The 21,097-nt window shown below is 75.3% G+C and carries 23 protein-coding genes; 12 read left to right on the top strand and 11 right to left on the bottom strand.

Translation table 11 applies throughout. The features are described from left to right. The first annotated feature begins 193 nt into the window (after window positions 1-193). Complete coding sequence (locus O7628_RS13895) at window positions 194-433, top strand: hypothetical protein (protein WP_278130880.1); 240 nt, start codon at window positions 194-196, stop codon at window positions 431-433. A 45-nt stretch (window positions 434-478) separates the two neighbouring features. Here the strand turns inward: O7628_RS13895 and O7628_RS13890 are convergent, their stop codons facing one another. The 6 genes from O7628_RS13890 to O7628_RS13865 are packed head-to-tail and all read right to left on the bottom strand — an operon-like array spanning window position 479 to window position 6,074. Beyond that, on the bottom strand, window positions 479-2,020 hold the full coding sequence (locus tag O7628_RS13890; RefSeq protein WP_278136308.1) for a SpoIIE family protein phosphatase: 1,542 nt from the start codon (window positions 2,018-2,020) through the stop codon (window positions 479-481). 2 nt (window positions 2,021-2,022) lie between these two features. Then, window positions 2,023-3,348, bottom strand: coding sequence for an ATP-binding protein (locus O7628_RS13885; protein WP_278136307.1), 1,326 nt, complete (start codon window positions 3,346-3,348; stop codon window positions 2,023-2,025). A 32-nt stretch (window positions 3,349-3,380) separates the two neighbouring features. Further along, the gene (locus O7628_RS13880) at window positions 3,381-4,397 is read right to left on the bottom strand and encodes an ATP-binding SpoIIE family protein phosphatase (RefSeq protein ID WP_278130877.1); all 1,017 of its coding nucleotides are present in this window, start codon (window positions 4,395-4,397) and stop codon (window positions 3,381-3,383) included. Continuing rightward, entirely contained in the window at window positions 4,394-4,813 is a 420-nt protein-coding gene (locus O7628_RS13875) for an ATP-binding protein (RefSeq protein WP_178062929.1), read from the bottom strand. Before O7628_RS13875 ends, O7628_RS13880 begins: the two co-directional genes overlap by 4 nt. Further along, the gene (locus tag O7628_RS13870) at window positions 4,810-5,214 is read right to left on the bottom strand and encodes an STAS domain-containing protein (protein ID WP_278130875.1); all 405 of its coding nucleotides are present in this window, start codon (window positions 5,212-5,214) and stop codon (window positions 4,810-4,812) included. Before O7628_RS13870 ends, O7628_RS13875 begins: the two co-directional genes overlap by 4 nt. Beyond that, window positions 5,214-6,074, bottom strand: a complete 861-nt coding sequence (locus tag O7628_RS13865; RefSeq protein ID WP_278130873.1) for an STAS domain-containing protein — start codon at window positions 6,072-6,074, stop codon at window positions 5,214-5,216. The genes O7628_RS13870 and O7628_RS13865 overlap by 1 nt, the downstream gene beginning before the upstream one ends. Before the next feature lie 164 nt (window positions 6,075-6,238). On the opposite strand from O7628_RS13865, the gene O7628_RS13860 reads away from it, so the two are divergent. Further along, a complete protein-coding gene (locus O7628_RS13860; RefSeq protein ID WP_178062926.1) occupies window positions 6,239-6,595 on the top strand; it encodes an STAS domain-containing protein in 357 nt (118 codons plus the stop codon). Between the two features lie 9 nt (window positions 6,596-6,604). Here the strand turns inward: O7628_RS13860 and O7628_RS13855 are convergent, their stop codons facing one another. Beyond that, window positions 6,605-7,759 (bottom strand): MFS transporter, encoded by a 1,155-nt coding sequence (locus O7628_RS13855; protein ID WP_278136306.1) that lies wholly within the window; start codon window positions 7,757-7,759, stop codon window positions 6,605-6,607. 197 nt (window positions 7,760-7,956) lie between these two features. On the opposite strand from O7628_RS13855, the gene O7628_RS13850 reads away from it, so the two are divergent. From O7628_RS13850 to O7628_RS13835, 4 genes are all read left to right on the top strand, one after another. Further along, entirely contained in the window at window positions 7,957-8,712 is a 756-nt protein-coding gene (locus O7628_RS13850) for an FCD domain-containing protein (RefSeq protein ID WP_278130870.1), read from the top strand. A 40-nt stretch (window positions 8,713-8,752) separates the two neighbouring features. Then, on the top strand, window positions 8,753-9,226 hold the full coding sequence (gene mscL / locus O7628_RS13845) for a large conductance mechanosensitive channel protein MscL (protein ID WP_278130868.1): 474 nt from the start codon (window positions 8,753-8,755) through the stop codon (window positions 9,224-9,226). 81 nt (window positions 9,227-9,307) lie between these two features. Then, window positions 9,308-9,547, top strand: coding sequence for a hypothetical protein (locus O7628_RS13840; protein WP_278130867.1), 240 nt, complete (start codon window positions 9,308-9,310; stop codon window positions 9,545-9,547). Window positions 9,548-9,592: 45 nt separating this feature from the next. Beyond that, a complete protein-coding gene (locus O7628_RS13835; RefSeq protein WP_278130865.1) occupies window positions 9,593-9,976 on the top strand; it encodes a hypothetical protein in 384 nt (127 codons plus the stop codon). A gap of 155 nt (window positions 9,977-10,131) precedes the next feature. On the opposite strand, the gene O7628_RS13830 is transcribed toward O7628_RS13835, so the two are convergent. Beyond that, window positions 10,132-11,472: a benzoate/H(+) symporter BenE family transporter gene (locus tag O7628_RS13830; RefSeq protein WP_278130863.1), complete on the bottom strand. Its 1,341-nt coding sequence runs from the start codon at window positions 11,470-11,472 to the stop codon at window positions 10,132-10,134. Between the two features lie 56 nt (window positions 11,473-11,528). Between O7628_RS13830 and O7628_RS13825 the strand changes: the two genes are divergently transcribed. The 4 genes from O7628_RS13825 (at window position 11,529) to O7628_RS13810 (ending at window position 14,963) form a co-directional block, all read left to right on the top strand. After that, window positions 11,529-12,113 carry an XRE family transcriptional regulator gene (locus O7628_RS13825; RefSeq protein WP_278130861.1) on the top strand — a complete coding sequence of 195 codons (585 nt, stop codon included), beginning with the start codon at window positions 11,529-11,531 and terminating at the stop codon, window positions 12,111-12,113. Window positions 12,114-12,239: 126 nt separating this feature from the next. Further along, entirely contained in the window at window positions 12,240-12,962 is a 723-nt protein-coding gene (locus O7628_RS13820) for a protein phosphatase 2C domain-containing protein (RefSeq protein ID WP_278130859.1), read from the top strand. Further along, a complete protein-coding gene (locus O7628_RS13815) occupies window positions 12,959-14,155 on the top strand; it encodes a GNAT family N-acetyltransferase (protein ID WP_278130858.1) in 1,197 nt (398 codons plus the stop codon). Before O7628_RS13820 ends, O7628_RS13815 begins: the two co-directional genes overlap by 4 nt. 61 nt (window positions 14,156-14,216) lie before the next feature. Next, window positions 14,217-14,963, top strand: a complete 747-nt coding sequence (locus tag O7628_RS13810; protein ID WP_278130857.1) for a ZIP family zinc transporter — start codon at window positions 14,217-14,219, stop codon at window positions 14,961-14,963. Between the two features lie 43 nt (window positions 14,964-15,006). Here the strand turns inward: O7628_RS13810 and O7628_RS13805 are convergent, their stop codons facing one another. After that, window positions 15,007-16,089, bottom strand: coding sequence for an NAD-dependent epimerase/dehydratase family protein (locus O7628_RS13805; protein WP_278130855.1), 1,083 nt, complete (start codon window positions 16,087-16,089; stop codon window positions 15,007-15,009). Between the two features lie 45 nt (window positions 16,090-16,134). After that, entirely contained in the window at window positions 16,135-16,440 is a 306-nt protein-coding gene (locus tag O7628_RS13800) for a hypothetical protein (RefSeq protein ID WP_178062919.1), read from the bottom strand. A gap of 95 nt (window positions 16,441-16,535) precedes the next feature. Here O7628_RS13800 and O7628_RS13795 point away from each other — a divergent pair, with 95 nt between their 5' ends. Then, on the top strand, window positions 16,536-17,444 hold the full coding sequence (locus O7628_RS13795) for an AraC family transcriptional regulator (RefSeq protein WP_178062918.1): 909 nt from the start codon (window positions 16,536-16,538) through the stop codon (window positions 17,442-17,444). A gap of 140 nt (window positions 17,445-17,584) precedes the next feature. Beyond that, the gene (locus O7628_RS13790) at window positions 17,585-20,350 is read left to right on the top strand and encodes a LuxR family transcriptional regulator (RefSeq protein WP_278130853.1); all 2,766 of its coding nucleotides are present in this window, start codon (window positions 17,585-17,587) and stop codon (window positions 20,348-20,350) included. On the opposite strand, the gene O7628_RS13785 is transcribed toward O7628_RS13790, so the two are convergent. Next, window positions 20,286-20,888, bottom strand: coding sequence for a ferritin-like domain-containing protein (locus tag O7628_RS13785; RefSeq protein ID WP_278130851.1), 603 nt, complete (start codon window positions 20,886-20,888; stop codon window positions 20,286-20,288). The two genes, O7628_RS13790 and O7628_RS13785, sit on opposite strands and share 65 nt — an antisense overlap. Between the last annotated feature and the right edge of the window lie 209 nt (window positions 20,889-21,097).

Raw genomic sequence — 21,097 nt, 5'->3', positions numbered from 1 at the left:
GGAATCGCGGCCCGGACGCCCGGACGGCCCGGGCCGCGACCATTCATACAGTAACCGTCACATCAGCGGAATGTGACCCCAGTAGGCCCGTTCGGTCGTCTTCCCCCGCGATTCCCCGACCCGGGCGGAACCACGCGGGGGCGCGACTGGCACGACGGCACGTCCCCGCACCAGTCGAGAAGGGACAGCCACAGTGGATGAACGGCCCCGGGACCCGGCCCGCGAACACGCGACGCAGGCTCGCGAACGCCCGCCGGCCCGGGGGCATCTGCCGGTCCGGTCGATCCGGCTCTGCCGGGTCCGCGGCGGGCCGTGGCCCTGCTCGCCTGCCCGCCGCCGGCTCCTGCACGAGTACGCTGACGCGCCCGTCACGCTCGCCGTCCACCTCGCCGGGCTGATGCTGAAGGCGGGCGAGCAGCGCGACGGGTGTTAGGAAGGGGCCCCTTTACAACAGAAAGCGTTAACAAGGTGCCCTTCCTTACCTGCGGCGGACCGCCACCACCGCCACGTCGTCCTGGATCTCCGTGGGGGCCAGCTCGACCACCAGCCGCTGGCAGAAGCCGTCCAGGTCGTCGTCCACCGCCTCGGCGCAGCGGGCCAGGGCGGCCAGCCCCTCGTCGATGGTGGCGTCCCGCCGCTCGATCAACCCGTCGGTGTAGAGCACCAGCGTCGACCCGGCCGGCAGCACGAACTCCAGGTCGGCGGGGCGGTCCGCGCGCACGCCGAGCAGCGGCGCGGAGTGGTTGACGTACTCCACCTGGCCGGCGCGGCTGATCAGCGCCGGCAGGTGACCGGCGCTGGCCAGCTGGATCCGGCCGGTGCCGGGGTGCAGCAGCAGCACGCAGATGGTGGCCAGCTCGCCGGGGAGCAGCGCGCGCATCAGCGCGTCGACCCGGGTCAGGACCACGCCGGGCGGGTGCCCCTCGACCGCGTACGCCCGCACCGCGTGCCGCAGCTCGGCCATCACCGTCGCCGCGTGCAGCGAGTGGCCGGCCACGTCGCCGATGGCCACCAGCAGCTCGTCGCCGAGCATCACCAGCTCGTAGAAGTCCCCGCCCACCTCGGTCTGCGCGCTGGCCGGCTCGTAGCGGACGGCGAGGTCCAGCCCGGTCACCTCGGGCAGCCGGCGCGGCAACAGGCTGCGTTGCAGGGTCACCGCGATCCGGTGCTCCTCGTCGAGGGTGCGCTGCGCCTCCACGGCCGCCGCGAGGGCCTGGGCGAGCTGCCGCACCACCGGGGCGTCGGGGAGCAGGGCCCGGGGCGGCACCGCCACGTAGATGGGGGACCGGTCGGGGCGCAGCCGGGCGACCGCGACGACCAGCTCCGGCTCGCCGCCCCAGTCGTGCACCGCCCACTCGGCCGGGTCCACCTGCCCGCGCAGGATCGCCCCGATCGGCACGTCGTCGGCCGGCATCGGCCAGGGGCGGACCACGGGCTCCGCGCCGGGGCCGGTGGTGGCGGCGGCGAGCGTGGTCCCGTCCATGGTCTCGGCCAGCACGACGACGGGGGTGGCGAGCATCTCCGCCGCGCCCTTCGCCGCGGCGACCATCAGCCGTGGGAAGCTCGGTGCGGAGTTGACGGCGAGGGTCGTCTCGGCGAGCCGGCTGAGCCGGTCGGCGAGCAGCTCGGCGCGCTGCCGGGCCCGGTAGTAGCGCAGCACGGCATGGGTGGTGGCGACCAGCTCGTCGGGCTCGATGGGCTCGGCCAGGTAGGCGTCCGCGCCCCGGGTCAGGCCCTGCGCCCGGTCGTTGACGTCGACCGCGTGCGCCGAAACGTGGATCACCGGCATCGCCGGGTGGGCCTTCTTGATCCGTTCGCAGACCTCGAACCCGGTCAGGTCGGGCAGCCGGACGTCGAGCACCACCAGGTCGATCGGGTCCACCCCGACCCGGGCCAGCGCCTCGCCGCCGCTCTCCGCCTCCAGCGTCGCGAAGCCGGCCCGGCTCAGCCAGCTCACCAGCAGGTAGCGCTTGGTACGGCTGTCGTCGACGACCAGCACGGTCCCCTGACCGCCGTCCACCGTCACGCCCCGTCGGTGGGCAGGACGACGGTGAAGGTGCTGCCCCGCCCCGGCTCGCTGGTCAGCTCCAGGGCCCCGCCGAGCAGGTGCGTCACCCGCCGGGCGTACGGCAGGCCGAGGCCGGTGCCGCCGATGCGGGTGCTCCCCGGCACCTGGTAGAACTCCTCGAAGATCCGCTCGTGCAGCTCCGGCGCGATGCCCGCCCCGGTGTCGGAGACGGACAGCCGCCACCGCCCGTCGCGGATCTCGGCGCGCAGCCGGACCTCGCCCCGCTCGGTGAACTTGAGCCCGTTGTGCAGCAGGTTGCGCAGCACCTGGGCGAGCAGCACCTCGTCGGAACGGACCCTGCCCGGCGGCGGCGGGTCCTCCACCACCAGCTCGACGCCCGGCCTGGTGGACAACGCCCGCAGGGTGCCGCGCAGTTGGCCGAAGATGGCCCGCAGGTCGACCTCGGTCCAGTTCGGCTCCAGCCGCCCGGACTCCGCCTTCGCGAGGTCGAGCAGGTCGTTGACCAGGCCGAGCAGGTCGGTGGCGGAGTCCCGGATCAGCCCCACCTGGCGGGCCTGCTCGGCGGTGAGCGGGTCGGACGCGGAGTCGGCCAGCAGCCGGCTCAGCCCGATGATCGCGGTCACCGGGGCGCGCAGTTCGTGGCTGACGTTGGCCAGGAACCGGCTCTTGGACTCGCTGGCGGTGCGGAGCTGGGCCGACTTCTCGTCCAGCTCGGCGTAGAGGGCCACCACGCCCCGGTTGGTCTCCTCCAGCTCCTCGGTGAGCTGGTTGTAGAGCGCCATCACGCCCCGGTTGGTCTCCTGGAGCTCCTCGTTGAGCACGGCCAGCTCGTCGCGCTGGCTGCGCACCTCGTCGAGGGCGGCGATGAGCTGCTCGTTCTGGAGGGCGAGCTCGTCGAGGGCGCTGGCCGGAGCGGAACTGCCGAGTTCGGCGCGCAGCTCGGCGAGGCGCTCCGGGGTCAGCGCCTGCGCGTTGGCCGGGACACGTCGGGACATCCTCACGACCGTATCGCCCTCCCGGCCCACCACGCCCAGCATGTCCACGAGGCGTGCCACCGCGCCGGACTGCGGCTCGTACCGGCCGCCGGGGAGTGGGCGCACCGGGGCCAGGTCGACGCGCAGGTGGACCGGGCCCTGCACCTCGACGACGGCGGAGAAGGTGACGTCCGCACCACCGCAGAGGTGCAGCAGGTCCCGGGCCACCTCACTCAGTGCGGTGGCGAGCCGGACCTGGTCCTGGTGTTCCAGCCCGACCGCCTCGGCCACCTCCCGGCCCCGCTGCCGGACGAGGAAGATGTCGTGCTCGACCCGCAGCGCCATCTGGAGCAGCGACGGGCCGCCCGCCGGGCCCGTCACCAGGGCGCCCTCGCGGCGAGTACGCACGCGTCGTCCCGCCGCACCCCGGCATCGCGCAGCACGGTCGCGGCCAGCACCAGCGGGGCACGCCCGGCCAGGCCGGGATAGTCGTCGAGCTGCCAGCGGTCCGCCACCCCGTCACTGTGCATCACCAGCGTCGCCCCGGCGGGGAAGGCGTACTCGTATTCGCGGACGACGGGTCGCTGGTGGCCGGCGATGCCGGGCAGGGAGACGAGCCCGCGCCGCCGCTCGCCCTCGGCGAGCACGGTCGCCGCGATGTTGCCGAGTCCGGCGTACCGGAGCAGGTGGGCCTCCCCGTCCAGCTCGGCGACGGCCAGCGCGGCCCCCCGGGTGTGCGACATCGACCGGTGCAGGTGCTGCACCACGGCGGCCGGCGGGGCGGCCGGGGCGGCCCGGAACGCGGCGAGCGCCGCGTCGGTCGCGGACGCGGCCAGGGGGCCGTGCCCGAGCCCGTCGCAGACGAACACCTGGTGCCGCCCCTCGGCGACCCGGACGGCGTACCCGTCGCCGCTGACCTGCTCTCCGGTCAGCGGCCGGGTCAGCGCCCCGGCCCAGGACTGCTCCGGGGCGGGCCCCTTCGGCCAGACCTGCACGGCGAGGACGGTGCCCCGGCCGGGACGGGAGTAGCCGTCGAACCAGTCCGCCTGGCGCATGATGGCGCCGAGGCCGATGCCGAGCGTGCCGGCGGTGGAGTGCCCGTCCCGGGAGGAGACCGTGAGGTCGGCCATGCCCGGCCCGGAGTCGATGGCGACGAGTTCCACGCCGGCCCGGTCGCCGACGCGCACGGGGCGCAGCAGCAGCACGCCGTCCTCGGCGTGCTTGACCAGGTTGCTGGTCAGCTCGGCGGCGACGATGGCCAGGTCGGCGGTGCGGGCGTCGCCGATGCCGAGCTGCGCGCCCAGCCGTTCGGCGGCCCGCCGGACCGAGCTGGCCGCGCTGCCGCTCTCGACCCGGAACCAGAGGCCGTGGTCGGAAACGGCGTCCGGGGTCATCGGGACCACTTGGTGACCGTGATCCGGGTGCCGCGCCCCGGGCCGGTGTCGATGGCGAACTCGTCGACGAGGCGGCGGGCGCCGCTGAGGCCGAGCCCGAGGCCGCCGCCGGTGGTGTAGCCGTCGGTGAGGGCCAGGTCCAGGTCGGCGATGCCGGGGCCGTCGTCGGCGAAGACGATCCGCACCCCGCGCCGCAGGCCGTTGTCCACGACGGACACCTCGGCGCTGCCGCCGCCGCCGTAGACCAGGGTGTTGCGCGCGAGTTCGCTGGCGGCGGTGACCAGCTTCGTCTGGTCGACCAGCGAGAGCCGGACCGCCACCGCGACCGTACGCACCAGCTGGCGGACCCGCACCACGTCCTCGTCGCTGCGGATCGCCTGGGCCTGCGGGTGGCCCAGGTCGACGCCCGCGGTCACCTCGTGTCCGTGGGCTGGTCGCCGGGCTCGTCGACGTCGTAGTGGTCGTCGCGGGTCGCCGCGATCAGCTCCATGCCCCGCTCCACGTTGAGAGCGGTGCGGATGCCGTTGAGCGACAGGCCCAGCTCGACCAGGGTGATGGCGACGGCGGGACGCATCCCGACCACCACCGTCTCGGCGTCGAGCACCTTGGAGATGGAGGCGATGGTGGAGAGCATCCGGCCGACGAACGAGTCGACGATGTCCAGCGCCGTGATGTCGATGATCACGCCGTGGCAGCCGGTGGCGACGATCCGCTCGGCCAGGTCCTCCTGGAGCTGCACCGCCGTCTGGTCGGACATGTCGACCTGGATCGAGACGAGCAGGATGTCGCCGATCTTCAGGACCGGCACCCGCTCCATCAGGACTCCCGGCGCGGCTGGCGGCGCGCCGTTTCCACGCCTGTCAGCCGCAGCACGTGTCGCAGCGCGTCGGCGAGGCTGGCCTTGGTGGCGATGTCGCCGAACTCGATGCCGAGGGCGACGATGGTCTGGGCGATCTGCGGACGGATGCCGGAGATGATGCAGTCGGCGCCCATCAGCCGGGCGGCCACCACGGTCTTGAGGATGTGCTGGGCGACCTGGGTGTCGACCGCCGGCACGCCGGTGATGTCGATGATCGCGTACGGCGAGCTGGTGTCGACGAGGGTCTGGAGCAGCCGCTCCATCACCACCTGGGCGCGGGCGGAGTCGAGCGTGCCCACCAGCGGGACGGCGACCACGCCCTCCCAGATCTTGACGACCGGGGTGGAGAGTTCGAGCAGCTGCTCGGCCTGGTCGGCGATCAGGCTCTCCCGGGTGCGGACGAAGCTCTCGAAGGTGAACAGCCCCATCTGGTCGACCAGGGCGGAGAAGGCCACGTAGTCGCGCAGCGCCGTGTCGGCGGCGTCGGCCTCCAGCAGCTCCAGCAGGACGTCCTTGAGGGCGTACACGCTGATCGCCGTCTCGGTGGCGGTGAAGCCCTGCCGGGCCCGGCCCCGGGACAGCTCGGCCAGCACGGCGCGCAGCTCGCCGGCCGACTCGGACTCCAGATCGAACCCGCCGCCGCGGGCGGCCTCGATGACGGCGTGGTGCAGCTCCTGCACCTGGCGACGCAGCTCCGCCTGGCTGAGCCGGCCGCGTAGCGAGGCGGCCAGCAGCTCCGCCCAACGCTGGGTGATCCGCTCGGCGTGCTCGTCGAGCAGACCGGTCAGGCGACCGCTTTCCTCCGCGCTCAACGCCACGGCATCCTCCCTAGGACCTGGATCGGCCGGACTCTACCACCGGGTAGCCGGGAAGTAGTTGTCCCACGGCAACGACATGACGACCGGCACCCCGGCGCTCCCGGTTCTGCGCCGAACCCCGCTCGTGGGATACGGTTCCACCGATAACAGCAGGAGGTCGGCGAATGTCCTTGACGGTGCAGACGGAACAGCGCGGCGACGTGGTCGTCGTGTCGGTCGCGGGCGAGCTGGACATGGCGACGGCCCCGCAGCTCCAGGACCAGATCACGGACCTGCTGGACAAGGGCCGCAGCCGTCTCGTGTTCGACCTAGCGGAGGTTTCGTTCTGCGACTCGACCGGGCTGTCGGTGTTCGTGCGCGCCAAGAACAGCTGCGACGAGGCCGGGGGCGTGGTCCGGCTGGCCGCGCCGCAGCGCGGGGTGCTGCGCATCCTGGAGGTCAGCGGGCTCGTCGAGGTGCTGCACACCTACCCGACGGTGGAGCAGGCCGTCGCGGGCGACCCCACGCCGACCTCCTCCTGACCGTCCCGCTCAGCGCTCGTCCTCGACGAAGCGGGGGCGGGCGATGACCAGGCCCGCGCCCGTCTGCACGGCGAGGGCGACGAGCAGGAACCCGATCGGCGCGGTCCACCCGCCGGTCGCCTCGTAGAGGACGCCGACCAGCAGCGGCCCGAGCGCCGCGATCACATAGCCGGTGCTCTGCGCGAACGCCGACAGCGCCACCGTCCCCTCCGCCGTGCGGGCGCGCAGCCCGATGGTGGTGAGGATCAGCGGGAACGCGCCCTGGCCGAGGGCGAGCAGGGCCACCCAGAGCAGCGCGCCGCCGCGCGGCGCGAGCGCCAGCCCCAGGTAGGACACGGCCGAGAAGGCGGTCAGCCCGAACACCAGCGGGCGCAGCGTCCGCAGCCGGCCGGCGAGCGTCGGCATCAGCAGCGCCACCGGCACGCCGAGCGCGGTCACCCCGGCCAGCAGCAGCCCGGCCGTCTCCGGGCGGAAGCCGGCGTCGCGGAAGAGCTGGGCCAGCCAGCCCATGATCGCGTACCCGCTCAGCGACTGCGCGCCGAAGTAGACCGCCATCGCCCAGCCGAGCCGCGTCCGCGCCGGCCGCACCCGGGCCGGGGCGGCGACGGCCACCGCGCCGGTGGCGGCCCGTCGCGCGGCGCGGGCCCGCAGCGCCAGGGGCACCCACGGGAGTACGGCCAGCGCGGCCAGCCCGGCCCAGACCCCGAGCCCGGCCCGCCAGGAGCCGAAGGCGTGCGCCACCGGCACCGCCGACGCGGCGGCCACCGTCGTGCCCGTCGTCAACGCCATCGTGTACGCCCCGGTGACCAGCCCGGTGCGGTGCGGGAAGTGCTGCTTCACCAGCATCGGCAGCAGGATGTTCGCCACCGCGATGCCGGCCAGCGCGAGCGCGCTGGTGGCCACGAAGACCAGCGCGGAGTCGGTGACCACGCGCAGCACCTGCCCGACGGCGAGGGCCGTCATGGCGACCACGAGCACCCGGGCCGGGGCGTACCGCCGGACCAGCCAGGGGGTGAGCGCGCCGAGCCCGGCGAAGGCGATCGTCGGCAGGGTGGTGACGAGCCCGGCCATCGCCCCGGAGAGCCCGAGGCCGGTGCGGACCTCGCCGAGCAGCGCGCCGAGGCTGGTCACGGCGGCGCGCAGGTTGAGGGCGACCAGCAGCATCCCGGCCAGCACCAGCAGGCCGCCGGTCGCGGGCTTCGGGCCGGGGGCCGGGGCGACGGGCGCGGGGGCCGGGGCCACGTCGACGGTCGGTCGGGGCCGGGCTGCCCCGGTGACGGGTTCCGCGATGACGGTCGGTGGCGGGGTCATGGTCTTCAACCTACAATCATGGGATGAATCCTGGGCAGGTGATGTAACCAGTGCCACCGTCGGCTGATTCCGCACCTCCGCCCGGCCCGGCCGCCCGACCCGACCCCACGCCCCCGCCCGACTCGGCATCCCCGCCCGGTGCCGCCGCGCCGCCGCCCCGGGGGCAACGCGTCCGGCAGACGACCGAGCAGCTCCGGGCCCGCATCCTCGGCGGCGAGTGGCCGGTGGGCGGCCGCATCCCCACCGAGCCGCAGCTCGTCGCCGCCCTCGGGGTGGGGCGCAACACCGTCCGGGAGGCCGTCCGGGCCCTGGTGCACGCCGGGGTGCTGGAGTGCCGGCAGGGCTCCGGGACGTACGTGGTGTCGACCGACGAGCTGGCCCCCGTGGTGGCCCGCCGACTCACCGACGACCGGATGACCGAGGTCGTCGAGGTGCGCCGCGCCTTCGAGGTGGAGGCGGCGCGACTGGCCGCGCTGCGGCGTACCCCGGCGGACCTGGCCGCCCTCGACGGCGCGCTCGCCGCCCGGGAGGCCGCCTGGCGCGCGGGCCGGGTCGACGAGTTCGTCGAGGCCGACGCGGCCCTGCACACGGCGGTGGTGGCCGCCGCACACAACCGCATGCTCGCCGAGCTGTACGCGTCGGTCGGCACGGCGCTGCGCAGCACGATCAGCCAGGCGACCGGCGACGCACTGGAGCCCGAGCGGTACGTCGACCACGCCCGGCTGGTGGACGCGATCCGGGCCGGCGACCCGGCCTTGGCGGCCCGGGAGGCTGGTGCTTTCCTGGAGCCCTCCCCGGGGGAATAGGTTGCCCGGGAAACCGAACCGGACACCACGGGAGTGACGGATGCTCAAGGGCTTCAAGGACTTCATCATGCGCGGCAACGTCGTCGACCTCGCGGTCGGCGTCGTCATCGGCGCGGCGTTCACGGGCGTGGTCACCCAGCTGACCAAGTCGTTCCTGGACCCGCTGATCCGCGTCTTCGTGCTGCTGATCACCGGCAGCGAGAAGGGAATCGCCGGCACGGCCCCGACGTTCCGGGGCATCGCCTTCGACTGGGTCGCCTTCGTCAACGCGGCGATCACCTTCGCGCTCACCGCGGCGGCGCTCTACTTCCTGGTCGTCTTCCCGATGAACAGGCTGGCCGAGCGGCGCAAGCGCGGCGAGGAGCCGCCGCCGGCCGCCCCCAGCGAGGAGGTCAAGCTGCTCACCGAGATCCGGGACGCGCTGGTGGCCGCCGGCCACACCACCCCCGGCCAGCAGCGGGGCGCCCTGGACGACGTGCTCGGCCGCAACCCGGAGCCCCCGGCCGCGCGCTGACGCCCACCGACACACACCGGCCCTCACGGGATTCCCGTGGGGGCCGGGCGCTGTCGTACACATGTTCGATAGAGTCCGGCCATGGAGCAGCGTAAGCACTGGTGGAACGGCAAATGGGGGCGGCTGGCCCGGCGGGACGTCTTCCTCCGGGTCGACGGCGACCGGTGGCACGTCGAGCAGCGCGCCGGGGGCGCGGAGGGGGTCTCCCGGTTCTACGAGCACCCGAGCGCGGAGGAGGCCGAGGAGACCGTCCGCGCGCTGCTCGCCGGGGCGGACGGGTGGCGGGAACTGTCCCCCCGGCCGCCGTCCGGGTGGGCCTGACCGGCGCGGCGTTTAGTCCGGTGGCCGGGCGGGAACCGCCCCGGGATGGAACAGCAGGGGACGGATCAGCAGGCGGGCATCTCCCGCGTCACCACCGGGATGCCCGTGGTCGACGTGACCGGCGTCGAGGTCGGCACCGTGGACCTCGTCCAGCGGGGCGACCCGAACGCGCTGACCGTGCAGGCGTCGACCGCCCCCACCGCCGACCCGGGCGGCAGCCTGGACGAGTTGATCGAATCCGCGGCGGTCGAGGAGCCGGACGTCCCGGCCGACCTGGCCGCCCGCCTGCTGCGCACCGGCTACCTGAAGGTCTCCACCGACCACGCCCCGACCGGCGCGGTCTACGTGCTCGCCGACCAGATCGCCGCCGTCGCCGACGGCCGGGTACGCCTCGGCGTCCTCGCGGCGAGCCTCCCCGCCGAGGAGTGACCCCAGCGGGCCTCGATCGCCGTCGGCCTTGACCGCCCCGGGCCACTTGGTCGACTCCGGTTGGTCGACTCCGGGCCCCTTGATCGACTTCATGTCGGCGACATTGGGGTATCCCGGGGCGGTTTTCCCCACCATGTCGCCGACATGGAGTCGATCTAGCGCTCCGCCGGCCCAGCCGACGCCCGCCCAGCCGACGCCCGCCCAGCCGACGCCGGCTCGACGGGCTCGACGAGCGCTACCGGCTCGACCGGCGGAACCGACCGCGCGGGCTCGACGGGCGCGGGCGGCTCGACCGGAGCCGGCTCGACCGGCGCGGCGGGCGCAGTCGGCGCGGCGTGGTCGCCCGCGCGGCGGCGACGCAGCAACAGCAGCATCAGCCAGCCGGCGAGCAGCCCCCAGAACGCGCCCCCGACGCCGAGCAGGCTCACTCCGGAGGCGGTGACGACGAAGGTCACCACGGCCGCCTCCCGGGTCGCCGGGTCGGCGACGGCCGCCGACACCGCGCCGGCGAGCGCGGCGAGCAGCGCGAGCCCCGCCACGGCCTCGATCAGCACGGGCGGGGAGAGCAGCACGAGGGCGGTGGCGACGCCCGCGCCGAGGCCGAGCAGCGCCAGCCCGACCCCCGCCGTGACCGAGGCGACCCAGCGGCGCTCCGGGTCCGGGTGGGCGTCGGGGCCGGCGGCCAGCGCGGCGGTGATCGCGGCGAGGTTGACCGCGTGCCCGCCGACGGGCGCACCGATCGCGCTGGCCAGGCCGGTGACCCGCAGCGCGGAGCCTAGCGGGGGGCGGTAGCCGTACCCGGTGAGCACCGCCATGCCGGGGACGTTCTGCGCGGCCATGGTGACCAGGAACAGCGGCAGGGCCAGACCGATCACCGCCGGCACCGTCCACTCGGGCGCGGTGAGCACGAACACCGGCCGCAGGCCGTGCGCGCCGATGCCGCCCGGCGTGGTCGCGGCGATGGCGACCGCCGCCGCGACGAGCGCGGCGGGCACCGCCCAGCGCCGGGCGAAGCGGTGCAGGACGAGCCAGGTGACGACCACCGGCGCGGCCAGCTTCGGCACCTCGACCAGGGCGCGGACCGGCGCGGTGCACAGCGGCAGCAGCACCCCGGCCAGCATCGCGGCGGCGATCGGCCCGGGGATCGCGGCCACCGCCCGGCCGAGGGCCGGGAAGAGGCCGGCGGCGACGATCAGCGCACCGCAGACGACGAACGCGCCGACGGCCGCCGGCCAGCCGCCGGGGACCGGGCCGGTGGCCACCAGCAGCGCCGCACCGGGGGTGGACCAGGCGATCGCCATCGGCAGCCGGTGACGCAGGCCCAGCCACACCGCGCAGAGGCCGGACGCGACGCTGACCGCGAGCAGCCCGGAGGCGGCCTGCCGCTCGTCGGCGCCGACGGCGCGCAGCCCGGCGAGCACGACGGTGAACGAGCTGGCGAAGCCGACGAGCGCGGTCACCACCCCGGCGAGCACGGGTTGCAGCAGGCCGGCCACGTCTTCCCCCTTCGCCGTTCCGTTTACGGAACGATGGCGTGTAGCACGATAGCGGGATGGAGTCGCCGACACCAACCCCCCGAACGGCCCGGGAGCAGGCAGCCCGGGAGCAGGCAGTCACGGACGCCGGCACGGTCGGCGCCCGGGTGCGCGCCCTGCGCGAGGAGCGCGGCCTGTCACTGTCCACGCTGGCCCGGCTCGCCGGGGTGGGCAAGGCCACCCTCTCCGGCCTGGAGAACGGCACCCGCAACCCCACCCTGGAGACGCTCTACGCCGTGACCGCCCAGCTCGGGGTGCCGCTGACCGCGGCCCTCTCCGGGCCGGCGGCGACCCCCACGGTGCGCGGGGCGGCGGTGAGCGCCACCCTGCTGGAGGTGTTCACCGAGGCCGGGGCGACGTACGAGCTGTACCGGATGCGGGTCGCCCCCGGCGTCGGGCAGCTCTCCCCCGCGCACCAGCCCGGGGTCACCGAGCACGTCACCGTCTTCGCCGGGCAGCTGCGCGCCGGGCCGGTGGACGCCCCGCTGACCGCCGGTCCCGGCGGCCACCTGCGTTGGACGTCGGACGTGCCGCACGGCTACGCGGCGATCGGCGACGAGGAGGTGTGGGCGAGTCTGCTGCTGCGCTACCCCCGCCGCTGACCCGTCGGGCCGGTCGACCGTTCGGGCCGCCGGCCGGTCGGCCACCCGCGCCGACACAAGATTCTTTTCGGGCCGACCCCGGAGGGCGTAGAGACGCCGGGCGGGTCTTCTTGGCAAGCTTGTCGTATGACGCTGATCCTCCGCTCGGCCATCCTCAACGACGTCGGCCTCGTGCGGACCAACAACGAGGATTCCGCCCTCGCCGGTGACCGCCTCGTCGCCGTCGCCGACGGGATGGGTGGCCTGCCGGCTGGTGAGGTGGCGAGCGAGATCGTCATCCGCATCCTCGACGAGCTGGACCCGCCCACCACGACCGAGGGGGCCGCCGACGCGCTGCGGGCCGTGGTGAGCACCGCCAACCAGCGGATCCGGGCCGCCATCTCCGTCGACCCCGCGCGCGAGGGCATGGGTACGACGCTCACGGCCGGCCTGCTCGCCGGGGACGTCCTGGTCCTCGCGCAGGTCGGCGACTCCCGCTGCTACCTGCTGCGGGACAACGAGCTGACCCAGCTCACCCGGGACGACACGTTCGTGCAGGCGCTCGTCGACCAGGGCGCGCTCTCCCCGGACCAGGCGCGGCACCACCCGCAGCGGTCGCTGGTGACCCGCGCCGTGCAGGGCGCCGACACGCCCCCGGCGATCGGCACGCTCACCGTCTTCGGCGGCGACCGGCTGCTGCTGTGCAGCGACGGGCTCTCCGACTACGTGGACGACGCGGCGATCGCCGCCGCCCTCGCCATGTACGGCGACCGCCAGCAGTGCGGCGAGCAGCTCGTGAAGCTCGCCCACCAGGCCGGCGCGCCCGACAACGTCACCGTCGTCGTCTCCGACGTCAGCGCGCTCGCATGACCATCCGCCGGTTGACCAACGCCGAGCGGCCGGCCACCTCCTTCCCGCTCCAGGCGTACGCCTTCGAGGCGTCCCCGATGCGGGCCGGGCGGGCCGAGGAGTTCCGCAGCTACCTGCCCTACCACGAGGCCACCCGCACCCTCGTCGCCGAGGAGGGCGGCGAGACGGTGGCCACCGTGTCGGCCATCCCGATGCGGCAGAACCTGCGCGGGGCGGTGCTGCCGATGGCCGGCGTCGCCGGGGTCGCCACCCACCCGCTGGCGCGGCGGCGCGGGCACGTCCGGGACCTGCTGCGCCAGCTCCTCGACGAGATGCGCGACGAGGGGCACCCGCTGACCACGCTGTACCCGTTCCGCGCGTCGTTCTACGAACGCTTCGGCTACGTCGGGCTGCCCCGGGCGCGTTCGGTGGCCTTCGCCCCGGCCGACCTGGCCCCGCTGCTGCGCGCGGACCTGCCCGGCGAGCTGGCCTGGGGTCGCAGCGGCGTCGGGTACGCCGACCACCGCGCCTTCACCGAGCGCTGCCTGGCCGAACGGCACGGGTTCGCGGTCTTCCCCGAGACGCGGGCGGTGCGGCAGCGTGACGACGACGACCGGTGGCAGCTCACCGCCCGCGTCGACGGCGAGACGGTCGGCGTGCTGACGTACCGGATCGACGACCACGGCGGCGAGCTGATCGGCGACGACCTGCTGGTCGCCGACCCGTACGCCCGGGCCCTGATCCTGCAGTTCCTCGCCCGGCACGTCGACCAGGTGGAGCGGGTCCGCCTGCGGGTCCCGGCGGACGAGCTGCCCGAGCTGTGGCTGACCGACCTGGCCGTGCACGTCGAGGCGCGGGTCGCCCGGCCAGGGTCGTCCGCGCCGATGGCCCGGCTGCTCTCGCTCGACGCGCTGGCCGGCCTCCCCGCCGGGCCGGGCCGGGTCCGGGTGGAGTTGACCGGGGACCGGTGGCTCGCCGGCACCCACCTGCTCGACGGCGCGACCGGTCGGCTGGAGCTGCCCGGCGACGCCGGCACCGCGGGGTCCGTGCCGGCGGCGACGCTCACGGCGGCCGGGCTCAGCGCCCTGGCGTACGGGGTGCTGGACCCGGCGGAGGTCGACGTCCGGGGCCTGGGCCGGGTGCCGGCGGACGCCGCCGCCGAGCTGCGCCGGCTCTTCCCCCGCCGGTTGCCATACCTCTTCGCGGACTTCTAGACCCTGGCCGCGACGAGCGGGTGCTGTTTCGCGGCTCGGGGGCGCGGGTAGCGTCCTGCGGGTGCCGGAATGGTCGCAAGCGGGTGGTTGGGGGCTGCTGGCCGGGTCGGCGCTGCTGCTCGGGGCGGCGCTGGGCTGGTTCGTGCCCGTACCGCGCCGGGTCATCGCGTCGATCATGGCCTTCGGGGCCGGGGTGCTGCTCTCCGCCGTCTCCTTCGAGCTGATCGCCGAGGCGCACGAGCAGGGCGGCCTGTTGCCCACCGCGGTCGGGGCGGCCGGCGGCGCGGTCGCGTACACCGGGGCGAACGTCCTGCTGGCCCGGCGGGGCGCGCGGCACCGCAAGCGCTCCGGCGCGCAGCCGTCGGAACGGGACGCGCCCGGCTCCGGGTCGGCGATCGCGGTGGGCGCGCTGCTCGACGGGATCCCCGAGTCGGTGGTGATCGGCGCGAGTCTGCTCACCGGCGGCCCGGTCAGCCTGGTCACGGTCGTCGCGGTCTTCCTCAGCAACGTGCCGGAGGGCCTGTCCAGCGCCGCCGGGATGCGCCGGGCGGGCCGGAGCAGCCGGTACGTCTTCGCCCTGTGGGCCGGGATCGCCCTGGTCAGCGGCCTCGCGGCGCTCGCCGGCCACACGCTGCTGGGTGGCGCGCCGCCGGAGGTGCTGGCCTCGATCACCGCGCTGGCAGCCGGCGCGATCCTCGCGATGATCACCGACACCATGGTCCCCGAGGCGTTCGAGGACGCGCACCTGCTGGTCGGCCTGATCACGGTCGCCGGCTTCCTGACCGCCTTCGCGCTCTCCCACGCCTGAGGGTGCCGAGGTGGCCCAGGCGCAGCCCCCGGCGCGGGCGGAGTCAGTAGGGGTTGGTCTGGCCCGGCGGGCGGGCGCGCAGCAGGGCCGCCGGGCGGCCCGGCCGGTCCGGGGCGGCGGACATCGGCGGGCTGGTGGTGTGCCCGCAGTGCGCCATCCCGGCGAAGAGGTCCCGCAGGGCGGCCAGCGCGTCCGTCCCCGGCCGCCAGCCCAGCTCGACTTCGGCCCGCTCGCTGGACATCAGCGGGGCGTTCAGCGCCAGCTCCACCCAGCCGGCGTCCACGGGTTGCAGCCGGGCCCGCCAGGTCAGCGCCGCCGCGCCGCGCAGCAGCGGGGCCGCCACCGGCACCGTCCAGCCGTGGAAGTGCCGGGCCACCAGCTCCGGGGTGAGCACCGGGTCGGCCGCCAGGTTGAACGCGCCCCGCGCGTCGCCCAGCACCGCCCGGGCGTACGCGTCGGCCACGTCGTCGGCGTGCACGGCCTGCATCCGCAGGCGGCGGTGCGTGGGCACCAGCGGCAGGCGGCCGTACCGCAGCAGCCGCACCGGGGCCAGCGGCCCGAGGAAGTAGCGGGTGATCTCGGTGCCGGCGTCCCGCTGGAAGATCAGCCCGGGGCGCATCCGCACGACCCGCAGCCCCGGGTGCTCCCGCTCGACGCCGTCGAGCAGCGCCTCCACGTCGGCCTTGTCCCGGCTGTACGACGACCCGGGCACCCCGGTCGTCGGCCACCGCTCGCTGACCGGGTGGTCCTTCGGGCCGGGCGCGTACGCGCCGACGGACGACGCGTACACCAGGGCGGGCACCCGCGCGCGGAGCACCGCGTCGACCACGGCCCGGCTGCCGTCGACGTTGGTGCGGCGCAGCACCCGCTGGTCGTGACTGGGCTGGATCTGCCAGGCCAGGTGGACCACCGCGTCCGCCCCGGCGAAGACCTCCGCCAGCCGGGCGGCGGCACCCGGCGCCCCGACGTCGCAGGGGTGCCACGCCAGCCCGTCGTACGGCTCACCGGCGTCCGGGCCGGGCGGACGGCGGGCCACCCCGACCAGGTCCAGGCCCCGTTCCCGGCGTAGCCGGCGCAGCAGCGCCGTCCCGGCGTTCCCGCTCGCTCCCACCACCACGATCCGCATGTCTGGCCCCGTACCCGCTGCGCGGGGGCCGAACCGCGCGGAGCCTCAGGGTCGGGGGGAGGTGCGTACCCAGCTCTGCCGCTGCCGGCGGTCCCGGCTGCGACCGGTGGCGGCCAGGCAGCGCGGGCAGACGTGGCCCACCGCGTCGGCGGCGGTGAGCACATCGGTCGGGGAGTAGTCGAAGCGGACGTGCGGGAAGCGACGCAGCCCGGCCCTGCTCAGGGGCAGCCCGCACAGGGTCTGGTTCTGCCCGGGCAGCCAGGCGTGCACCTCGCCGCCGGGCCGGCGCACCCCGTCGGGGCCGGTCTCCTCGCTCGACGCCGCCACCGCCGGCGCGCTGCTGATCCGCATGCCCTCCGGTTCCCCCTTCGGGGGCGATCCATCCGCCGGTCGGCGGCGGGATCGACCAGGGCCCCGCTCCTGGTCACGGTGCTTCAATGGTGGGCATGCCACTCGACGAGCTGCGCGTTCTGCTGGCCCGGCATGCCCGGCCCGACCTGAGCACGGGCATCCCCGATGTCCGTATCTTCCGCGCCGACCGGCCCAACCCGCCGACGCCGACCACCTACGGCAAGGTGCTGGCCCTCGTCGCCCAGGGCACGAAGCGGTTCGCGCTCGGCGACCGCGTGTACGAGTACCAGGCCGGCGACTATCTCGTCGCCTCGGTCGACCTGCCGGTGACCGCGCACTTCGCCCGCGCCAGCCCGGAGGAGCCGGCGCTCGGTTTCGGCCTGACCCTCCACCCGGCGGCCGTCGCCGAGGTGCTGCTCCAGGCGGACCCGGCGGGCCTGCCGGAGCCTGCCGCCGACACACCGGCGGGCCTGGCCGTCAGCCGGGCCCCCGTCGAGCTGCTCGACGCCGCCGTCCGGTTGCTGCGCCTGCTCGACCAGCCCCGCGACATTCCCATGATCGCGCCCCTGATCAAGCGGGAGATCATCTGGCGGCTGCTCACCGGCGAGCAGGGCGGCGTCCTGCGCCAGTTCGGCCTGCCCGACAGCAGCCTCAGCCACGTCGCCCGGGCCGTCCAGTGGATCCGCGACAACTTTGCGCAGCCCTTCCGGGTCGAGGACGTGGCGCAGCAGGCGGGGATGAGCGTCTCCGCGTTCCACCGCAACTTCCAGGCCGTCACCTCGATGAGCCCGATCCAGTACCAGAAGCAGATCCGCCTGCAACGCGCGAGGCTGCTGCTCGCCGCCAGCCCCGGCGACATCGCCGGGGTCAGCCGCCGCGTCGGCTACGAGAGCCCTGCACAGTTCAGCCGCGAATACCGCCGGCAGTTCGGGGGCCCGCCCCGTCAGGACGCGGCCCGCCTGCACGCCCGGACCGCCCCGCGGGTCACGTCCCACGACAGTTGACCAGAACTCGCGTTTCCTTGCGCGATCCTGCCCGCCTGCCGGACGGACGTCCGGTTGGCGGAACGCCCCCGGTAGCCTGCCCGGACAGGAAGGCAAGGTCGGCCGGGGCCGACGGACGACGACGGGCACGTGAGGTACGGGTGGCCGGTAGCGAACTGTTCGGACGCCGCGCCGACCTGGCGCAGCTCGCCGAGTTCCTCGACGGTGTACGCCAGGGCGGCGGCGCGCGGCTGATCTGCGGCGAGCCGGGGGTCGGCAAGTCCGCCCTGATGACCGCCGCGACGGAGTTCGCCCTCGCGGACGGGATGCGCGTGCTGCGGGCGTCCGGGTCGGAGTTCGAGGCCGACGTCAGCTACTCCGGCCTGCACGAGCTGCTGCTGCCCGCGCACGCGGCTCTCGACCGCCTCCCGCCCGGCCCGCGCGAGGCGCTGTCGGTGGCGCTCGGCTTCGGCGTCGGCACGCCCCCGGACGTCCTCCTGGTCTGCAACGCCGCCCTGCTGCTCGTCACGGAGCTCACGGCCGACGGCCCGGTCGTGCTGGTGGTCGACGACGTGCACTGGCTCGACCGGGCGAGCGCCGTCGTCCTGGGCTTCGTCGCCCGGCGGCTGGCGGGTCGCCGGGCCGGGCTGCTGGCGTCGACCAGAACGGGTTCGGTGAGCTTCCTCGACCTGCGGGGGCTGGCCGAGCACGTCGTCGGGCCGCTCGACGACGAGGCCGCGGGGCGGCTGGTCGACGCCCGCCACCCGCAGTTGCCGGCGCGGGTGCGCCGACGCCTGCTCGACCTCGCCCAGGGCAATCCCCTCGCGCTGATGGAGCTGCCCGCCACGCTGCTGGGTTCCGTGCGGCGCACGGAGACGCAACCCGAGGTGGTCCCCCTCAGCGACCGGTTGCAGGCGATCTTCGCGGCCCGGTTGACCGGGCTGCCCGAGGCGACCCGGCGGGTGTTGCTGCTCGCCACCTTCGAGGGCACCGGCGACGTCCGGGTGCTCCGCGCCGCCCTGCCCGACCAGCCCAGCCTGGCCGACCTGGCCCCCGCCGAGCGGGCGCAGCTCGTCCGGGTGGACGACGCCACGGCCCGGATCGCGTTCCGGCATCCGCTGATCCGGTCGGCGGTCGTGGCCATGTCCACCCACGAGGAGCGCCGCACCGCGCACGTCGCCCTCGCCGGAGCCCTGCCCGACGACGGGGAACGCCGCGCGTGGCACCTCGCGGCGGCGGCCGTCGGCCCGGACGAGGCGGTGGCGGAGCTCCTGGAGGAGGCGGCGCACCGGGTGATGCGGCGCGGGGACGGGTTCGCCGCGGTGGCGGCCCTGGTCCGCGCCGCCGAGCTGAGCGCCACCAGCGCCGGACGGGGGCGGCGGCTCGCCGAGGCCGCGTACATCGGCGCGGAGGCCAGCGGCACCATCGACGACGCGAAGATCCTGTTGACCGACGCGAGGCGGGCGGCCCCCGACTCGGCCGGCTCCCTGCACGCGGCCAACGCGACCGCCTTCCTCATGATCAACGGAGACGGCGACGTGAACACCGCCCACCGGCTGCTGGCGGGCGCCATCGAGACCGGCGACCACGGCTACCGGGCCGACGACCCCGCGCTCGTCGAGGCCATGCACACCCTGCTGCTGCTGTGCTGGTACGGCAGCACCCCGGAGTACTGGGAGCCCTTCTTCGCGGTGCTGCGCCGGATCCAGCCCCGGCCGCCGGACGTGCTCGCGCTGGCGAGCGACAGCTTCGCCGACCCGGTGCGCACCGGGAAGGCGGCGCTGGGCCGCATCGACGCGGTGCTGCGGACGCTGACCGAGGACGCCGACCCCACCCGCGTCATGCGGATCGGCACGGCCTCGGTGTATCTCGACCGTCTCGGCGACTCGCGGGAGGCGTCCTGGCGGCTGGTCCAGCACGGGCGCGACGGCGGCGCGCCCCGCCGGCACCTCGGCGCCCTGATGCACCTGTGCCTCGACGACTTCCTGACGGGCCGCTGGGACGAGGCCGGGGAACTCGCCGCCGAGGGCCAGCGGACCTGCGACACCAGCGGCTTCTCGTTCTTCGCGTGGTACTTCAGGTACAACCGGGCGATCCTCGCCGCCGGCCGGGGGCGGTTCGACGAGGCGTACGCGCTCGCCGACGAGATCACCCGCTGGGCGCTGCCCCGGGGCGTCGCCGCCGCCGCGTTGTTCGCGCAGCACCCCCGGGTGCTCGCCGCCATGGGACAGGGCGACTACGACGCCGCCTTCGGTCACGCCGCCGCGATGAGCCCGCCCGGCGTGCTCGCCTCCCACGTGCCGCACTGCACCTGGGTGATGTTCGACCTGGTCGAGGCAGCCGTACGCACCGGGCGCACGGCCGAGGCCCGGGCGCACGTCCGGGCGATGCGGGACGCGGACGTGGCCGCCCTGTCGCCCCGGATGGCCCTGCTCCAGGCCGGCGCGGAGGCTCTCGTCCTCGACGACGACGAGTCGGTGACCCGCCTGGAGGCCCTGCTGGCCGACGCCGCGACCCGGCGGTGGCTGTTCGACGCGTCCCGGGTGCGATTGGCCCTCGGGGAGCGGCTGCGGCGGACCCGGTCGGCGACGGAGGCCCGGCGGCACCTGCTCGCCGCGCGCGACGGGTTCGCCGCCCTGGCGGCCGAGCCCTGGCTCGACCGGGTGGAAGGGGAACTGCGCGCTGGCGGTCACCGCCCGGTCCCCCGGCAGCGGGGTGACCTGACCGCGCTGACGGCGCAGGAACTCCAGATCGCGGAGCTGGCGGCGAGCGGCATGACCAACAAGCAGATCGCCGAGCGCCTGTACCTGTCCCACCGGACCGTCGGCGCCCACCTGTACCGGATCTTCCCCAAGCTGGGCGTCACGTCCCGGGCCGCGCTCCGGGACGCGCTGTCGCCGCCTGCTGCTGGGCAGGCTGCGCGCTGAGCTCGTCGGCCTGCGTCTCCTTCGCTTCGAGCAGCCGCTCCAGGAGCCGCCGCGTGGTGGGGTCGTCGTCGCCGATCCAGCGCACCGCCTCCTGCAACGTCTGAACGAGGATCCGCGCCCCGACGAGGTTCTGCGTCACGATGCCGACGACGTCACCGTCGGGGAACGCCCGGAAGGCGACCCGGGACCGGGCGCTCAGGTGCTGCGGGTCGTAGTCGCCGGCGCAGCCGAGCTGCCGGATCCGGGTGGCGACCAGCCGAGCGTCGCCACGGTCGCGGTCGGCCCCGGCGAACAGGAGCTCCGCGAGCGGCCGGGCCGACGGGGCACGGACGGCCAGCGCGTGCTGCTCGTACTGCAACGAGGACACGACCAGGCTCGCCAGCAACACGTTGAGCAGGCGCGTGGTCGCCGTCAGGTCGGCCCGGTTCGACGGCGTGACCGGCCCGTCGTCGAGGTCGAACAGGGCCCGGTCGCGGACCTCGCGCATCCGCAGCACGCTGGGCGGCGGTGCGGGGTGTTCCCGTCCTGATGGCGTCACGCCGTCGATGGTGCGGTGGGGCTCCCGACCCGCGCATCTGTCGAATGACCTAACCCGGGGACGAGGTGCCGGCGGCGGAGGGTCCTCGCGGCCCCGGGCCGGTGCACCGGGACGCGGCTCGGACCGGCGGCTCCGCCCGCGTCGCCGGCCGGGCCGACCTGGCCGTCTCCGCCCACGCCGGCCCCACCCGGGCGCCGGACTGCCCGGTT

It is taken from the genome of Micromonospora sp. WMMD956 (assembly GCF_029626125.1).
GTDB lineage: Bacteria > Actinomycetota > Actinomycetes > Mycobacteriales > Micromonosporaceae > Micromonospora > Micromonospora carbonacea.
This window is presented reverse-complemented; position numbering and strand designations above follow the sequence as displayed.

What these genes read in the sequence shown, in the direction of transcription:
- O7628_RS13870 (WP_278130875.1), bottom strand. Translation starts at nt 5,214, where the DNA reads ATGGAGCGGGTGCCGGTCCTGAAGATCGGCGACATCCTGCTCGTCTCG.
- O7628_RS13835 (WP_278130865.1), top strand. Translation starts at nt 9,593, where the DNA reads ATGGAACAGCAGGGGACGGATCAGCAGGCGGGCATCTCCCGCGTCACC.
- O7628_RS13815 (WP_278130858.1), top strand. Translation starts at nt 12,959, where the DNA reads ATGACCATCCGCCGGTTGACCAACGCCGAGCGGCCGGCCACCTCCTTC.
- O7628_RS13860 (WP_178062926.1), top strand. Translation starts at nt 6,239, where the DNA reads ATGTCCTTGACGGTGCAGACGGAACAGCGCGGCGACGTGGTCGTCGTG.
- O7628_RS13805 (WP_278130855.1), bottom strand. Translation starts at nt 16,089, where the DNA reads ATGCGGATCGTGGTGGTGGGAGCGAGCGGGAACGCCGGGACGGCGCTG.
- O7628_RS13820 (WP_278130859.1), top strand. Translation starts at nt 12,240, where the DNA reads ATGACGCTGATCCTCCGCTCGGCCATCCTCAACGACGTCGGCCTCGTG.
- O7628_RS13795 (WP_178062918.1), top strand. Translation starts at nt 16,536, where the DNA reads ATGCCACTCGACGAGCTGCGCGTTCTGCTGGCCCGGCATGCCCGGCCC.
- O7628_RS13855 (WP_278136306.1), bottom strand. Translation starts at nt 7,759, where the DNA reads ATGCTGCTGGTCGCCCTCAACCTGCGCGCCGCCGTGACCAGCCTCGGC.
- O7628_RS13840 (WP_278130867.1), top strand. Translation starts at nt 9,308, where the DNA reads ATGGAGCAGCGTAAGCACTGGTGGAACGGCAAATGGGGGCGGCTGGCC.
- O7628_RS13800 (WP_178062919.1), bottom strand. Translation starts at nt 16,440, where the DNA reads ATGCGGATCAGCAGCGCGCCGGCGGTGGCGGCGTCGAGCGAGGAGACC.
- O7628_RS13885 (WP_278136307.1), bottom strand. Translation starts at nt 3,348, where the DNA reads ATGGCGCTGCGGGTCGAGCACGACATCTTCCTCGTCCGGCAGCGGGGC.
- O7628_RS13825 (WP_278130861.1), top strand. Translation starts at nt 11,529, where the DNA reads ATGGAGTCGCCGACACCAACCCCCCGAACGGCCCGGGAGCAGGCAGCC.
- O7628_RS13880 (WP_278130877.1), bottom strand. Translation starts at nt 4,397, where the DNA reads ATGACCCCGGACGCCGTTTCCGACCACGGCCTCTGGTTCCGGGTCGAG.
- mscL (WP_278130868.1), top strand. Translation starts at nt 8,753, where the DNA reads ATGCTCAAGGGCTTCAAGGACTTCATCATGCGCGGCAACGTCGTCGAC.